At 58.9% G+C, this 15,705-nt stretch carries 15 protein-coding genes and 1 pseudogene; 11 read left to right on the forward strand and 5 right to left on the reverse strand.

Going from position 1 to position 15,705, the window contains the following annotated elements; all coding sequences use genetic code 11:
* Nucleotides 1-10: 10 nt before the first annotated feature.
* Both NKI79_RS25075 and NKI79_RS25080 read left to right on the forward strand, forming a co-directional pair.
* Nucleotides 11-541, forward strand: a complete 531-nt coding sequence (locus tag NKI79_RS25075) for a helix-turn-helix domain-containing protein (protein ID WP_023830723.1) — start codon at nt 11-13, stop codon at nt 539-541.
* Nucleotides 538-1,494 carry an ImmA/IrrE family metallo-endopeptidase gene (locus NKI79_RS25080; protein ID WP_352538818.1) on the forward strand — a complete coding sequence of 319 codons (957 nt, stop codon included), beginning with the start codon at nt 538-540 and terminating at the stop codon, nt 1,492-1,494. Before NKI79_RS25075 ends, NKI79_RS25080 begins: the two co-directional genes overlap by 4 nt.
* A gap of 175 nt (nt 1,495-1,669) precedes the next feature.
* Here NKI79_RS25080 and NKI79_RS25085 read toward each other — a convergent pair whose 3' ends face one another.
* From NKI79_RS25085 to NKI79_RS25095, 3 genes are all read right to left on the reverse strand, one after another.
* Entirely contained in the window at nt 1,670-2,263 is a 594-nt protein-coding gene (locus NKI79_RS25085; RefSeq protein WP_352805355.1) for an ImmA/IrrE family metallo-endopeptidase, read from the reverse strand.
* A complete protein-coding gene (locus NKI79_RS25090; RefSeq protein ID WP_352805357.1) occupies nt 2,220-2,705 on the reverse strand; it encodes a ParB N-terminal domain-containing protein in 486 nt (161 codons plus the stop codon). Before NKI79_RS25090 ends, NKI79_RS25085 begins: the two co-directional genes overlap by 44 nt.
* A 129-nt stretch (nt 2,706-2,834) precedes the next feature.
* Nucleotides 2,835-3,827: an IS481 family transposase gene (locus NKI79_RS25095; RefSeq protein ID WP_352805359.1), complete on the reverse strand. Its 993-nt coding sequence runs from the start codon at nt 3,825-3,827 to the stop codon at nt 2,835-2,837.
* Between the two features lie 119 nt (nt 3,828-3,946).
* Between NKI79_RS25095 and NKI79_RS25100 the strand changes: the two genes are divergently transcribed.
* Complete coding sequence (locus tag NKI79_RS25100) at nt 3,947-4,183, forward strand: hypothetical protein (protein ID WP_352805362.1); 237 nt, start codon at nt 3,947-3,949, stop codon at nt 4,181-4,183.
* A 210-nt stretch (nt 4,184-4,393) separates the two neighbouring features.
* A complete protein-coding gene (locus tag NKI79_RS25105) occupies nt 4,394-6,049 on the forward strand; it encodes an MFS transporter (protein WP_352642956.1) in 1,656 nt (551 codons plus the stop codon).
* 207 nt (nt 6,050-6,256) lie between these two features.
* Here the strand turns inward: NKI79_RS25105 and NKI79_RS25110 are convergent, their stop codons facing one another.
* Nucleotides 6,257-6,583 carry a hypothetical protein gene (locus NKI79_RS25110; protein ID WP_352478724.1) on the reverse strand — a complete coding sequence of 109 codons (327 nt, stop codon included), beginning with the start codon at nt 6,581-6,583 and terminating at the stop codon, nt 6,257-6,259.
* A 68-nt stretch (nt 6,584-6,651) separates the two neighbouring features.
* Here NKI79_RS25110 and NKI79_RS25115 point away from each other — a divergent pair, with 68 nt between their 5' ends.
* Nucleotides 6,652-7,086 carry a hypothetical protein gene (locus tag NKI79_RS25115; protein ID WP_352615338.1) on the forward strand — a complete coding sequence of 145 codons (435 nt, stop codon included), beginning with the start codon at nt 6,652-6,654 and terminating at the stop codon, nt 7,084-7,086.
* A 497-nt stretch (nt 7,087-7,583) separates the two neighbouring features.
* Entirely contained in the window at nt 7,584-7,775 is a 192-nt protein-coding gene (locus tag NKI79_RS25120; RefSeq protein ID WP_352805365.1) for a hypothetical protein, read from the forward strand.
* A gap of 175 nt (nt 7,776-7,950) precedes the next feature.
* On the opposite strand, the gene hemN is transcribed toward NKI79_RS25120, so the two are convergent.
* Nucleotides 7,951-9,312 (reverse strand): oxygen-independent coproporphyrinogen III oxidase, encoded by a 1,362-nt coding sequence (gene hemN / locus NKI79_RS25125; protein WP_352478722.1) that lies wholly within the window; start codon nt 9,310-9,312, stop codon nt 7,951-7,953.
* Nucleotides 9,313-10,357: 1,045 nt separating this feature from the next.
* On the opposite strand from hemN, the gene NKI79_RS25130 reads away from it, so the two are divergent.
* The 5 genes and pseudogenes from NKI79_RS25130 (at nt 10,358) to NKI79_RS25150 (ending at nt 15,651) form a co-directional block, all read left to right on the forward strand.
* Nucleotides 10,358-11,518, forward strand: a complete 1,161-nt coding sequence (locus tag NKI79_RS25130) for a porin (RefSeq protein WP_352478720.1) — start codon at nt 10,358-10,360, stop codon at nt 11,516-11,518.
* A 14-nt stretch (nt 11,519-11,532) separates the two neighbouring features.
* Nucleotides 11,533-11,742, forward strand: a pseudogene (locus NKI79_RS25135) (bifunctional hydroxymethylpyrimidine kinase/phosphomethylpyrimidine kinase); the annotation flags it as partial.
* A gap of 402 nt (nt 11,743-12,144) precedes the next feature.
* Nucleotides 12,145-13,677 carry a Fic family protein gene (locus tag NKI79_RS25140; RefSeq protein WP_352805368.1) on the forward strand — a complete coding sequence of 511 codons (1,533 nt, stop codon included), beginning with the start codon at nt 12,145-12,147 and terminating at the stop codon, nt 13,675-13,677.
* Nucleotides 13,678-14,240: 563 nt separating this feature from the next.
* Nucleotides 14,241-14,597 (forward strand): hypothetical protein, encoded by a 357-nt coding sequence (locus tag NKI79_RS25145; protein WP_352805370.1) that lies wholly within the window; start codon nt 14,241-14,243, stop codon nt 14,595-14,597.
* 229 nt (nt 14,598-14,826) lie between these two features.
* Nucleotides 14,827-15,651 (forward strand): hypothetical protein, encoded by an 825-nt coding sequence (locus tag NKI79_RS25150; RefSeq protein WP_352805372.1) that lies wholly within the window; start codon nt 14,827-14,829, stop codon nt 15,649-15,651.
* The last annotated feature ends 54 nt before the right edge of the window (nt 15,652-15,705 follow it).

A 15,705-nucleotide genomic window follows, 5' to 3' on the forward strand; every position in this document is an offset into this window, starting at 1 on the left:
GGAGTCGACCATGAAATTACATTTCACTGCCGATTGGCTGCGCAGCCATATCGAACATGATCCGGATGTCGATTGCGACGTGGGGCTCCCGCTCCGCGACGCAGCTCCGCTTGAGCGTCTTATGCAGGAGAAGTCTCGTCATCAAGCAACTGCGGGGCAGCCTAATTCGGCTGCCCCCGAACAGAAATCTGCTGTGTTGTTTAAGTTGGTGCATCAGCTTCGACGCAAGGACGGTTTAAGCATTGCGCAGTTGGCTGCCAAAATTCGTGTTGATGCGGCGGAATTGGAGCAGGTGGAGAAGGATCCCAACTATGTTCCAGGCCCGCGTACCGTTCATCAGCTAGCCGAGTTTATTGGGGTTTCAGCACGTGCTGTAGGACTGCTGACTGCGGCGGCGTCCGCGCAGAATGACAATCTCACCGAAGCGGTGCATCGTTTTGCTGCGAGTTCAGACGACCTATCGAAACTAAGCCAGGCTGAAAGGCGCGACCTCAACGATTTCGTTAAGGTACTGGCGTCAATCGATAAGAAGAATGGATGACCATGTCTGCGATTGAGCCGATAATCGGGAACTTTGAGCGCCGAGATATCCATGAGCACATATCACGTTTGCTACGTGATCTCGGCAATCCAGAGCCCCCATTAAGGCTCGAGCAGGTGCGCGCGCTGCAAAAGCTTGACCTTACCTATTATAGCAAGGCGAACTTGAGCCTATTAGATGAGATCGCCCACAGGGCGCGAATGGCTGGGAACGAGATCACCAGCACGGCTAAGCGCATGGTCGATGTAGTCCAGCAATATGGCCTTCGTGGTATCCTAATGTTGAAGGAAGGCGACAAAAGAATCTTCATCGATGACGAGGTAGCCGAGCTAAAGCGACGCTTCCTCATCGCACATGAAATTACACATGACCTTCTACCGTGGCATCGCTCCCTGCTTCTGGGCGACAACGAGTCCACGCTGAACCCAACATTCCATCAGGCAATGGAAGCAGAAGCTAACTATGGCGGACGCCATCTCTTGTTTCTCGGAGGAAGGTTTCGACCGGAAGCGCTGGACTGCTCATTGGAATGGAAGAGTATCGAGCAGCTTCGCAAGCGCTATGGGAACACACTTACAACAACACTTTGGCAAATGGTTTGTGAACGCGACCCGGAGTTTCCTGCCTTCGGCGTTGTCAGTCGGCATCCGTATCACAGAGATATTTGCGAGAAGGCGGGGAATGACAATGTGGCATATTTTCCAAGATCGATAGCTTTAGCTGAGCACTTTCCCGGAATCACCACCACAGTTGCCTATTCCGCGATCTGCGATCACGCAACGAACCGCAAACGGGGTCCAGTAGGCGAAGGCGAAAGCATCTTTTATGATGCGAACGGCGAACCCCATGTATTCTGGTTGCACAGCTTCTCAAACACCTACGATCTGCTCACTTACTGCATCTACAAGAAGAAACACCAGCGCATTTTCCCTGTCGGCTATAGGGCAGCCTAGGCACAGGCAGACGGTTATCTCAACGGCAGCTTGCCCATATGTAAGCACACCACCGCTGTTTCGCTTGCGGCATATTTGTTGGCGGACGTCGCTTATTGTCGGCGCGACATTGGTATGACCTCGCCGAGCTGGCCGGACGGCCCCTCACCGCGGGTCGGCGCCACGAGCTTCAGCTTCACGACGCGAGCAGGCTCTTGCGAGAGCCAGCCCGGAGGAAGTGCAGCCAAGCTCTCAACATCATGAGCGAACAACGGCAGATCGTGCCGAAGCTCTTCCTTGGACAGCCCCCGTCATCCACCACGGTCCGAAATACATCAGCCAGTAACGTAGGTTGCTGCAGCGGCCAAACGTCATCGTAGGGCTCGGATACTGAGTAGCCCTTGGCGCTGTAGCTACGATAAAGGCGGGTCGCTCCCTCGGCATCGACAATGCAGAGGCGTTGGAGACGCATGATCTGAGCCTTGATGGACACGCGCCAGCGAACCTTCAGACGCTCCAGCTCCCAAAGCGAGGCACTAGTGACCTCAGCCGAGAACTGACTCGCCGGCAGAAGCAACGCTGAAGCGAACCGATGAGCTTGGTCTTGGATCAGCTTGAAGTTCTCGACAAGCTCATCCTCGGACACTGCACGGTGCAGCAAGAGGTGGGCCAACTCGTGCGCGGCATCAAATTGTCTTCGCGCGAATGACTGCTTGTCGGTGGCTAGAAGTACGTGTGGGCGACGATCAGATCCCCACCTGCTTAGCCCATCCAACTGTGTGGTTTCCATTGGTTCGCTCGCCACGACGACGCCGATCTGCTCCAGCAGAGCAACTACGTTGGGGTCGGTCGCAATCCGATTCCCCAGTGCTCTCGCGCTGTTTGGGCAATGCCCTCCAGATCCTCATCCCCAGGCTTCGGTAGCCTAAGCCGTTGAGTAAATCTGGCAGGTCGACTTCAGGGAGAAACGCATAATGGCCGGCAACTGCCGTAATGTCTTCAAGCCAGCGGTTGACCGGATAATCCTTGGTCACAGCCACGCCCTGTACGGTGCGGCCCTCGTCCAGCAGCAACCGCAACGCCCCCAGTCGCCGCCCTCCGGCGACGACTTCGAACTTGGCTCCCTTCGGGGCCTTGCGGGTCAAAAGGTTATGGATGAGGCCATGGGCCTCGATGCTGGCGGCCAGTTCGGCCCTACCTGCGGGCGGGATAGTGATAACAGCGGGATTCATGGACTTGCTCGTGTTGATTTCAGGGATTGACCTGATGGGTTCAGGTCCCCTGAACCCCTGCCTCGCGGCGACTAGCGGGGAGCGAGGGGGGGCAAGTCCCGGGGGCGGAGGGGTCTCCCCGGTCTGCACCTAGATGTTTGGTCCCGGCATTTGCTGGAGCGGATTTAGCCTGAAGCGTTCCGGTTGTGAGACCCACGCCTTGCAGATGAACTCGTAGGGCGTGAGGCCCTTGAGGGTCTTGAGCCTGCGAGCGAAGTTGTAGGCGGCAACGAAGTCGGCGAGATGGCTGCGGAGTTGGTCGTGGCTCTCGTAGTAGAAGCGCTTGACGGTGGCATCCTTGATGGTCCGGTTCATTCTTTCGACCTGGCCGTTGGTCCAAGGGTGCCTGGCCTTGGTGGCCCGGTGTTCGATGTCGTTTGTGGCGCAGGCATATTCAAAGGCATGCGCCCAGAAGCGCTCGCCGTTGGCGATGGCCTCCTTGATGAGTGGAACGGCCGACCCTCCTGCACCGGGCGTGGTAAACTGGATGCCGTTGTCGGTGAGGACGGTATGGATCTTGTAGGGGACGGCCGCGATCAGGCGCAGTAGAAAGTCTCTCGATACGGCGGTGGGGGCCTTCTCGTGCAACTCGACGAAGGCGAACTTCGAGGTGCGGTCGATAGCAACGAACATGTGCAGCTTGCCCTGCTCGGTCCGCACCTCGGCAATGTCGATGTGGAAGTAGCCGATCGGGTAGCTCTTGAACTTCCTCTTCGCCGGCTTGTCACCCTCGACATCCGTCAGGCGGCCGATGCCATGGCGTTGAAGGCAGCGATGCAATGAAGATCGCGTCAGATGCGGGATTGTCGGCTGCAATGCATAGAGGCAGTCATCGAGCGGCAGCAGCGTGTAGCGCCGGAAGGCGACGATGACCGCCTCCTCCTCGATCGAGAGCACTGTCGATCTTGGTTCCTTCGGACCAGTCGGCAGATCGGCGACTGAAGTTCGCGTCTTCCACTTCGCGACCGTCTTCTGGTTGATCCCGTAGCGCTTGGCCAGCGTCCTCAGGCTCTCTTGACTATGCTGTATCGCTCGACGGACCGCCTCTGTCGTTGTGGCGCTCCCATGCAGAATTTGGCCCATAGCGCATCCTTTGATTCGGAGGATAAGGATGCCCCATCAAAGCCCGGGATCAAACAGCGTCCGTAACATTCGACGATGAAAGCCAATGTCATCAGGTCGAGCAGAAACTCGTCGATCGCATGTGTGAGCGCATCAGACTTTTGTCCGAACTGAAGGAGCAGGGCGCGCGCGTCTTCGATCGCGGCCTGGCAATCGTGTGCATCTATCAGGGAACTGATCCTGTCAAAGATCTGCAAGCGTCCTCACTTTTCGGAAGCCACACTCAGCATCGAACGCCGCTGATGAGTGAGTTTCCAACAAAAGAACAGGGTAACGTTTCGCGAAAAATCGCTCGGCAGCGCGTCGAACGAGCATGATGCCTCAAATGACATGTGAATTCCGGCTCACCAACATGTCGTCGAAGGCGAGTGAGCCGGCCCATTTCTGCGTCCCGGCCGCCTGACAACTGGTCAGGAGGAACTGTGGCCACATTCGTCGTAGGCAAATGGGCCATCTATTCTTAAGCCGCCACGGTTCAGCCTAGATTACATGGGAAGCGACAATAACGGAAAGAAAAGGTTCGCAAAATGAGTAGGGTGGCTGGATCAAACGAAGATTTGGCTGCACCAACGACCTTTGGGCCACTTCTGCAGCCCACCTTTCGCTCGATCTGGCTCGCCACGCAGGTTTCAAGCCTCGGCTGGTTGATGCAGACTGTCGCCATCAGCTGGCTGATGGCAACGATCTCGACTTCCGATCTGATGGTTGCGTTGGTTCAGGCTTCATCGAACCTGCCCGCTTTCGTCTTGTCCGTTTTTGCCGGAGCTCTCGCCGACAATTTCAGCCGGCGCAGGGTGATGTTCGCCGGTCGGTGCCTTATGGTGACTGCCTCCGCGATGCTGACCGCATCGGTGGCGCTGGGCTTTGTCAGTCCGTGGATGATCCTCGGCTTCAGCTTCTTGATCGCAAGCGGCGGTGCTCTCAATGATCCGGCCTGGCAAGCGTCGGTTGGCGATATTGTGGATCGACGAGATGTTCCCGCTGCCGTCACCCTGCTTTCTGTCGGATTCAATACCGTCCGGACTGTGGGCCCGGCGCTCGGCGGCATTGTAGTTGCCTCGTTTGGCCTTATGGCGGCATTCGCGGTGACCACGCTCACCTATTTCGTACCCTTGGCCACTATTTGGCGCTGCAAGTGGAAGGTTCGTTCTTCCCCTCTTCCACGCGAGTCGATGAGGACGGCGATCTATGACGGGCTGCGCTTCACGGCGATGTCATCGGAAATCAAGGCCGCGATCGCGCGCGGAACCCTCTTTGGCTTGGCGAGCATCGCCATACTCGCGCTGCTGCCGGTGGTTGTCCGCGATCAGCTGGGAGGAGGCCCGCTCGCCTATGGCGCGCTCATGGCCGGCTTCGGGACCGGAGCCGTCTTCGCTGGCCTCTCCAACAGCCTGTTCAGACGGAGCTTGTCGCAGGAGCGGCTGATGAGGCTCTCCTGCGTCGCCTGCGCGGCGTGCTCACTTTCCCTGGCACTGACAACTTCGATCGGGGTGGCGGCAATTGCACTCGCTTTGGGCGGCGCGGGTTGGGTCACCGCCTGGTCAGGGGTCGGTGTGAGCGTGCAGCTGGCAAGCCCGCGCTGGGTCGTGGGGCGCACCATCTCGATCTACTATGCTTTGATAGATGGTGGCATCGCGCTCGGCAGCTGGGTGTGGGGCACGGTGGCCGAAAACCATTCGCTGGCCCTGGCGCTGGAGGGTTCCGCTGCCTCCCTGATGTTCGTCGCTGCAGCCGGCGTTCTGTTTCCTCTTCGCGAGCGCCGCGACTCAGAGCCCGATCCTCTGGAGGAATTCGATGCCCCGGCTGTCGCTCTCAATCTGAAGCCGAGAAGCGGCCCGATCGTGGTCAAGGTCGAATATCTGATAGCCGAGAGAAATCTCGAGGCTTTCCTCGACCTCATGCGGCAGCGGCGTCATGTACACAGCCGGGTCGGTGCTCGGAATTGGACGCTCCAGCGGAACTTGCAGAAGCCTATGCATTGGACGGAAACGTTCCGCACGCCGACCTGGACGGACTACCTTCGCCTCAATCATCGTCTGACGGAAGTGGACAAGGAACTGGACGAGCGTGTCTTCCAGTTGCACGCGGGAGAGGAAGCGCCTCAGATGACACTTTCCATCGAGCGACCGACAAGCTCGGCCCGCAAGCCCGAGCACTCAGCTTTTCGCCATCCCCGTCATTGAAGCCCGGCCGGCACAGAAAACGCGATTCTTGTCTATCGCGCTCAAACCGGTGCGGGAGACGGACAATCCACCAAAATTCGATGATGGGTGGCAGAGAAGAACCCCAGGCTGAGAGTGCGACCGATCGGTCCCCACGGTGAAGCGGAGCCTGGGGCTACAGCGGCACGCGACTATTGCCGCGTGTCACCTTTTGAATTTAAAGTCTTCCTAGTCCGCCTCGCTGATCCGGGCCAATGCTATCTTGAGGTTGGCATTTTGTCCCGCCAGCTCGCTGAGACGATCACGTTCGGCGGCGACCACATCCGGACTGGCGTTGGCAACGATGCACCCGCGCGGAGCGTGCTGTTGCTGGAAGCAGGAAGGCATGATCGGCCAAAGCCGGGAGAGGTGCTGCCGGCAGTAGCGAATGGGCTGCTGCGTCAGCTTGGTGTCTGGACGCCGTTCGCCGAGGCCGGCTTCGTTGAAAATCGTGCGCTTGTTTCGGTGTGGGCCAATGAAGTTCCCAGCGAGCGGCACGGCATGTTTTCCGCTCAAGGTGCCGGCTGGCAGCTCGACCGGACGCGATTCGACCGGCTGATGTGCAGGCGGCCAAGGCGGCAGGTGTGGACACGCGGTTTGGCTCGGCCGTGGGTTCGGCAGTGCGCGACGATCAAGGCTGGCTGCTCAAGCTGGCCGATGAAGCTATCGTTGCCCGCGCCGTGGTTTGGACGACCGGTCGCAGTTGGAGGCTGGCGCGATGTTTCGGCGCCAAGCTCACCATGCACGGACATCTTGCCGCCTACACACGCTTTTTCGACCGCGCACCGGGCGATTGCAGCATGGTTGTCGAGGCGCGTCCCGAAGGCTGGTGGTACAGCGCCGACTTGCGCGTGCCTCACCGATCCGGATCTGGGCAGCGAACTGCGCAAAGCCGGACATTGGTACCGCGCTTTAGCCGCAACGCAGTCCATCGCGCCGCTCGTGCCGCCCAACGCAATCGAGACCGCCAGCATGATCAAGGCGGCGGGAACCGCAACGATCGATCCCGCCGCCGGTGACCGCTGGGTCGCGGCGGGCGACTGCCTGTTCTGTGCCGATCCACTGTCATCACGCGGGATCGTGCATGCACTCCGCTCAGGGATCCTGGCGGCCTACGCGGCATCGGACATGCTGGACGGGCGTGGCGATTCGCCTGCGCCCGCTATGCAAAATCGCCACACGCGGCTTTGCCGATTAGCTCCCGGCGCTGGCTGCCCACTATGCACGCCGCGCGATGGGACACGCCTTTCTCGCAGCGGCGGCGCAGCCATGTCTTCCACGCGTCTAGCATCGAAGGAGGGAGGTCAGAGGTGGTCTCGGGACGGGGTGCTCGGCACTTATGAACCGACCGAGCGCCAGCGAGTGGTCGTCGGCGGGCTCGATGGCGGCATCAGGTCAGGGAACTCGGCCTCCATGATCATCTCCGATTTAATTCAAATTTGTCTGTATATATTGACGATTGCACTACCTTCACCTCGTAGACGGCAATGCGGGCGGGTAGAGAGGGTTCTATGATATGACAAGCGATTTTTCCGGCGCCCGAGTGCATTTAGATCGAGCGTATGACTACCTTTGTGGGGATGACCCGATGAGTCAAAGGGGCCGCGAAGCCTTGGACCTGCTAATTGAGGCGGTTGCCGTCGAAGAGTTCAAGCAGCCACGCCAAAGCGCTGAGGTGCTAAGGTTTCCGATCGGGCGCCGCTGCTGAGGTAATCTCCACGGCCGCCATGTAGCCTCGCGGGTGAGGCGCTCACGGCAGGGACTCGCCGCCCCGGAGGGCCGGGAACGAACGCATTGGCAAACGGAAAGCCCACTTGCCAGACCAGCGCCCGGCCGGCGTGGCAAGTAGGCCGGCGGTTCCAAGCGGAGACATTGATGCCGGACTATGTCGTGCTTTGCATCGCATTAAGCTGCTGCGGGATATACGTAACGCCATCCCTAAAAACATCGAATGCGGCAGCGACAGCGCGAATCCCAAAGCGATGCTCCCGCCGTACGCGGACAAAGCCGTTTTCGAAGTCCACTATCCCGTCCTTGGCCAGCATGGCCAAGCGCTCAGCCGAATCGCGAAGACGGATCGGATCAGATCCGTGGGCGACACAGATTGCCGGCACGTCAGCCTCGAAATCGCACATTAATCGCTCGATAATTGCGGCTCGCACGCGGTCGTCGTCTGTGAGGCGATGGCCCTTCGATGTAGCCAGTCGGCCAGCTGCGATGTGCTGGATGTAGGAATCCCGTGTAACTTCGTTTTGAACGTATCCCTGGCCGATGCGGCCGATAGCCGACGCGCCGAAACCGATCAGGGTTCTGCAGGTGTCAGCCGAGTAGCCCAACGAGTTACGTCGCAGGCGACCTGTTTCCTGTGCCAGCGCGAGCTCGTCGTCCGGCAAGGCGAAATGGTCGAGCCCGATCTGTCGGTAGCCGGCGGCAATCAGCGTCACGGCGACAGCCGCATACTGTTCAGCGCGGGCAGCGCTGTCGGGAAGAAATTCCGCCTCGATGAGGCGCTGATTCTTTACTTGGGATGGGATGTGCGAGTAGCCGAACAAGGCAAGCCGGTCGGGGCGCATGGCGACCGCCGCCCTCACTGTTTCGACGCACGACTCCACCGTTTGACGCGGCAGGCCGTAGATGAGGTCGAAGTTGATGCGGCTTACTCTATGCCGGCGCAGCACTTCCACGGCAGCCGACGTCTGGGCCTCGCTCTGGATTCGGTTGATCGCTTTTTGAACAATGGGATCGAAGCTCTGTACGCCCAGGCTCGCGCGGTTCACGCCGGCCGCTCCCAAGCCTTCCGCCATCTCGGGCGTGAGCGTGCGTGGATCGATCTCGATGGCGACCGTAGCTGTTTTCGAGATGGCGAAGCGGCATCGCAGGAACTCCATCAGAGCGAGGAACTCGGCTGGTCCAATGAGAGACGGCGTTCCGCCGCCGAAATGTATGTCGCTCACGGGCAACGTCTTCGGCACTCGCTCCGAAACCAGACGGATCTCGTCACGCAGCGCCGCCAGATAGTTGAGGATGGGCGCATCACGGCGGGTGATGGTGGTTGGGAAGCCGCAATACCAGCAGGCTGATCGGCAGAACGGAACGTGCAGATAGAGTGACACCGGATCATCAGCCGGCAGGTTCCTGAGCCATTCCTCATAAGCCTCGGCGCCGACCGCCCCAGAGAACTCCGACACAGCCGGATAGATAGTGTACCAAGGCAGGCCGGCCTCGCGATATTTTGTGGTCTGCAACAGTTACTGTCCCATGCTGATAACCACCAACCTTACCGCTGCGCTCGCCTGTGTCTTTGCGCTATGTCAGTCCGTTCCGCTTTGGTCTCGAAACTTGTATTTCTCAGCAATAGCGGCCGTTCAGTCTTGGCTGGACGGTCAGCGACTGGCCATGGCTGTTCCCGCCGCGACCCTCACGCGCACCGTTTGGTTCCACCATCCCTTCCCTTCAGCCTGCGCCTGGTCGAGTAGATTCTGCTGAGCGCGGCTGCCGCATCCAACGAGATAACACGGCGTTGGGACCACACTTTGCTCGCCAGCTAGCGCAGCCCCATAGTGATCTCTGGCATCTCGATGAGCTCGTTGTGTGAATTGCTGGCAAGAAGCATTAGCTGTGGCGCGCCGTCTATCAGGACGAGAGGCTGCTCGACGCGACCGTCAGGTCGGCCGCCATGCCAAGGCCGGCGCGTCTACTGACTCCGTGGTGGAGGCAAGGCTGCGCGTTCAGCGCGTGATTACCGATCATCGCGCTCGCCAAAATGACGGCGTCGTACCGAGCGGTGCCGCCGCATGATGTCTCAACGTCGGGGCTCACAGCAAACAAAGCTGTCGCCATTGAACGAAACTGTCGCGAAGCGAACAGACGAACCGTAGCCGAAACGTTTGCCGTTCGTGCTTGGGTTGATCCGCAGGCAAAAAGGAAGGAAGAGCGAACCAAGGTCCGCCGGCACACTTGAGCTTCAAGCCGCAGCTGCGTCGTCAGGATGGCACGTCATTTGCAGTAGAAGCCTTTGTGACGGCCCGCCAACAACTAGCGGAGATGACGGGGATGATTTGTACAGAAATGTTGGATGGCGTCGTTTCGGCGATTATTATATTTGTAATAACAATCGCATATTTGTAACAATAACACCCAATCATATTCTCAATTTCTGATGAATATCTGGCGTGACGAGCGCATCAAAACTGCTCAAATTCAACTCAATGCGCATCGTTATCGACTGTTTCCTTAGCAAGAGTTCATCACTGACGTCCATTCCTTTTACTCTTTGAACGGAGATCAACAATGAACATTAGGAGCCTCCTCCTCGGCTCAACTGCGGCACTGATTGCCGTTTCCGACGCTCGCGCCGTGACCGCCGTTGCCGAGCCTGACCCGACTGAGTACGTTAAAGTCTGCGACGTCTACGGCTCGGGCTACGTCTACATTTCAGGCACTGAGACCTGCGTGCGCATCGGCGGCTATGTCCGTTACGACGTCGGCTTGGGCCATGTCGGATTGGTTGATCACGCCAGAACCTCGGATGTGAGGACTGGTGAGCATCAGGGCACATGGCAAAACAACACGCGCTTCACATTGAAAACTTGGACCGGCCAGGAGACCGAACTCGGCACGTTGAAGACCTACACCGAAACCCGCATGAACTTCGGCAACCGCCACACTTCGGTTTCGGACAGTTCTCGGCCCTATGCCTTCAACGGAGACAGCACTTTGACTTTCGCCTGGATTCAGCTTGGTGGCCTCCGAGTTGGTAAGGACTGGTCGGCCTTCGACATGTTTATTGGCGGCGCGGGTGACGTACTCAACCAGACGCCGGTTCCGTACGGCCCTTTCGATACCAATGTGGTTCAGTACTACTTCGACGTCGGGAACGGCTTTTCGGCCGTGGTTTCGCTCGAAGAAGGCTCGGGCGTGGTCGGCACAATCGACAGCTACGCACCGCACGTAGTCGGCGGCTTGAAATACACACATGGCTGGGGCGCGATCACCGGCGTTGCCGCTTATGATAGCAACTACGAATCGGTGGCCGCTAAGGTCCGTGTCGACATCAATGTCACCGACGAACTGTTGCTGTTCGGAATGTTCGGCTACGGTTCCAATGGCAAGCTCAACGACGACTCCATCAACGCGATCGACGCTCATGGTCGCGGCTTCTATAAGAGTTGGGGCGGGAACTGGGCTTTCTGGGCTGGCGCCACTTACAAGCTCAACGAGACAACTTCGTTCAACCTTCAGCTCTCCGGTGATCAGCTCAAGAACCATGGTGTCGCTGCAAACGTCGCCTATGCGTTTCTTCCAGATTTCACAGTTACGGCGGAACTCGACTATGGCCGATACGGTAACTTCGCCGTCGGCAAGGTGGACGGCGCTTCCAACATGAATTGGACCAACGCGAACAAGAAGAGCAGTGTCGGCGGAATCCTGCGTTTCGAACGCTCATTCTAACGGATGAAAGGGCGCTGAGGCAGGCATCGCATGTACTTGTCGTCGGCGGATCGGACTCCAGTGGGGGTGCCGGAATCGCGCGCGATATCGAGACGCTCTCCTCCATGGGCGTGCGCAGCTGCCTTGCCGTCACTGCGGTGACGGTGCAAACACACGACAGCGTCACGGACATCCTTCATCTGCAACCCGGTCTGGTGGCCGATCAGATGCGTGCAGCGATCTCGCGGGCGTCGCGGCGTAGTGAGCGCGGGCGCGGCCGTGATGATCGTAGCGGGAGGGAGAGGTAAGGAGCGTCTTTCCTTTGAGAATTCGCGTTTACGGGTACCCACGATGCACAACGGGCGAGTTTTTCAAAGAGGCGCGTCCTCCTTCGAAGCGCTTCGGAGGGCCAGGCTCTAGGCTCGCCCCGAGCCCCTGCGTAGCCTGCGGGGGAGCTGGGTCTCGGCCCATCCGGGTAACGATCCTTCGCGCGGCTATGGAAACGATCGCATTTGCCGATTATCGCATAAAAAACTTGTTATCGCACGACTAAAAAAACTTGCAACTCCACAGCATCATTGACTTGTCCCCTATCAGCACTATATACTTGTAATCGCACAGCTCTAAAAACTTGCAAAGGCACGGCCATGGCCAAGCCCCATGAAAAACTCGCTGTATCACTGGCCGTCCTCAAAGAGCTGCAGGAGGGTGGGCGGCGCATATTCAAATCAGATAAGCTGACCCGCGTCCACCGGGAGCGGCTGCTGCAGAACGGGTTCCTGCGCGATGTTATCAAAGGCTGGCTCATGTCGACCGGCCCGCAGGCACGGCAGCAAGACACCACCCCTTGGTACGCGAGCTTCTGGGAGTTCTGCTCCCTTTACTGCAATGACCGGTTCGGCAAGGACTGGTTCCTCTCACCGGAGCAGTCGCTGCTTCTGCACGCGGAAGCGCCCACTATTCCGCCTCAGGTGGTGGTGAACACCCCCAAAGGCACGAATAACAAAATCGACCTGCTGTGCGGCACTTCGCTCTATGACCTCAAGGTCAAGGAGATGCCGGCCGAACTGACAGAGAAAAACGGCCAGCGCGTGTTCACTGTCGAGGCCGCCCTTACCCGGGTGCCGGAAGCGTTCTTCCAGCGCGCCCCTATCGAGATGCAGATCGCCATGGCGTCGGTGCGCGACGTATCAACCGTTCTGGCCCTGCTGCTTGATGGCGGCCATTCCGCCGTGGCGGGACGGCTTGCGGGGGCCTTCCGTCGCGTAGGACGCGACTCCTTTGCCGATGAAATCGTGGCCGCCTTCAAAGCCGCCGGCTATGACGTGCGCGAATCCGATCCGTTCGCGGGACAAATTGGAGTGACAACTATTGCGGCGGGCGTACCGCCGTTGGTCGCCCGCCTGCGCGCGATCTGGCAATCGCAGCGCGAAGCCATCATCGAGATATTCCCGAAGGCACCCGGACTGCCGTCCGACAAAGACGCCTATATGAAGTTCGTCGAGGATATCTACGAAAGCGACGCCTACCATTCGCTGTCGATAGAAGGGTACAGCGTCACCCCGGAACTCATCGACCGGGTGCGCGAGGGGAGCTGGAATCCGGAGATTGATGAAGAGGACCGCAAGAACCGAGATGCGCTTGCCGCGCGTGGCTACTACCTCGCATTCCAGAAGGTCAAAGACTCTGTTGCCGCGATCATCAACGGCAAGCCAGCCGGCGCGTTGACGCGGGACACTCACCGGGAGTGGTACCGGGAGCTGTTCGCGCCGTCAGTGACCGCCGGCATCCTCAAAGCCAGCGCGCTTGCGGGATATCGCACTCACCCTGTGTACCTGCGCGGCTCGCAGCACGTGCCGCCGCGTACCGAAGCGGTGGCCGATGGTATGAATGAGCTGTTCGACCTGCTGGAGGCGGAGAAGGAGGCCTCCGTGCGTGCCGTGCTGGGGCATTGGCTTGTGGGCTATGTGCACCCCTATCCGGACGGCAACGGACGAATGGCGCGGTTCCTCATGAACGCGATGCTGGCTTCAGGCGGTTACCCCTGGACAGTCGTCAGAGTCGATGACCGGAAGGCCTACCTCGCAGGGCTGGAGGAGGCGAGCGGCAATATGAATGTGAAAACGTTCGCCGCCTTTCTCGCCGAACGGGTGAAGTGGTCTATGGAGAAGGCGGCGTGAGATCGGTGGTGTGCCATGTTTAACTTGCTTGTCTCGGGCCACGGCGAGTGGTGGGAAACGCCGCCGTTCACGTCAACATTGACCGGTTCAAGGAATCTAGCGGCGCCGAGGCCGAGGCTATCGACCTCGCGCCCTGAAACATTGCGCCGGCTGGAGGAAATCCCGGCGCTTTTGATGTACGAAGTCGGGGCGGGAGGCCCGCACGCGCGCGTGGTCCGGCACAGCCGCATACGCAATATCGTTCGGCGCGGACACGAACTGGCCTTCACCTTCGAGCCCGATCCGAAACATGCCTTTCTCGACCGGTCAGCGGTGTTGAGAATTGCGGACCGGCTGGGCATTCAACAGTTCGAACAGCACCGTACGCACTGGGCGATCAAGGATGGTGACATTCCGGCCGAGCTGATTGCCACCGGCACCGCTGAACGGGCGCAGCGCACCGTTGCCGTGGTTGCGGCAGAATATGTTAGAAGCGCGCCGCGAGGGACGAAGGAGAGAAGCTGCCGAACTGGCCGAAGAACTGGAGGATTTTCCTCCCCTCGCTGGAGAAAGCACTGTCGCTCGTGCCGGCGCGTATCCTTCAGCAGCCGACACCCGAATTATACCCGATCCTTGGGATAGAGCCCGGCACGCCCGAAGGCCGCAACGCCGTCGTGGCCGTCGTCGCAAGGGGTCACAATGGGCAGGACTTGCCTGCCGACTGGTCTTATTCGCTGGCGTGGTTCCTGGACCTTTACGGCAGCGCGACGGAAGCGGGGCGCCTTGACGGCGCGCTGGCCGAATGCGCAACGCATGTGATCGCGCTCGGCACTGGCGAGGGAGAAGCCGCCGCCCCGGTTGAAGATATCGGCTACGCACTCTGGCGCTGTTCGCGAAGCCCGAAACTTATCGGCGATCTGCGCCGGGAATCGCTGAGATAGCGAAGGAGGTTTTGTCGCTTACCAAAATCAACTGGAACTCGACCCAGATCAACCAGAAGCTTCCCATTCCCATTCTAGCAGCCAGAAGAGTGGGTGAGCTTTTGAAACATCTATCCGAGGAATCGATAAGCTCAGACTATCGCAAGTATACATAGTTTTTTCTGTTATAGGGTCTGCTCGGCTGCAGACAAAGAGCCCCGGATAAACTTCAGCACGAAAGCAGAATTGAATGAAGGTGGGCTACACGGAGTTCTCATTTGGGTATGCCTTCACCGAAAACCTTATCCGGTCATCGTCAGCCGCACCTGTAGGCGCGCCGGTCTTTCCAAACCTCATACAGGAAGGGCATTCTGGCTTTGACATCCGCATCAATTTCCCAGGGGTTCCGCTGTTTTTCCAGTACAAGCTTCCGGAGCTGATGAAGCGAGGAACTGCCTTTGAGATTGCGAGCGGACATTGTCCCGGTTTGTCGATACCATTTTTTCGGATTGCGATGATGCGCAGGGATGTGTCGCGTCAGCATGAACTGCTTCTTCGGCTTGAGGCGCGCTATCCGTCAAACGTCTTCTATGCGGCTCCTTGTATTGTAAACATCAGCGATTTCGACCGCTCTTATAATGGAGCAACCGTAGCACGGCAGTCCATTTTCGTCTCACCAGGGGATATTGGGCCCTTGCCAGACGACAAAGCGCACAGCCTTGCCTATAAACCTGGACTGGCAACTGGATATTTTTGCTCGAAACCCAAGCCCACCAAAGTTCAAACATTTGATGATCTCGCTGCGCTCTTTAAGGAGCAGTTCGCCGAGAAGCGTTTTGCGGAAGTCGGCGAGGCGGCGCGTGAGATGCGCGAAAACGTACTTGAGCTTGCTTCGCCGTCAATGCGGCAAGCCGAACAGCTCATTGCTGAACGGGTCGGCGCGAGACGCATTCAGATTCTAGACGGCGCAGCCAGACCGCCCGAGGAAGAGCGCGCAGTCACTGACATTCTCGTAGCGCGGGAAATTGCGCGTGTCGATCTTGGCGTCGACCTGCTGGTGGCCCAACCACGCTAACGACATCATACCTCGCTGATTAGCCCTCCTTTTGTCTAGGCCACAGTTATGAGA

The organism is Mesorhizobium sp. M0340 (assembly GCF_040321535.1).
Classification (GTDB): domain Bacteria; phylum Pseudomonadota; class Alphaproteobacteria; order Rhizobiales; family Rhizobiaceae; genus Mesorhizobium.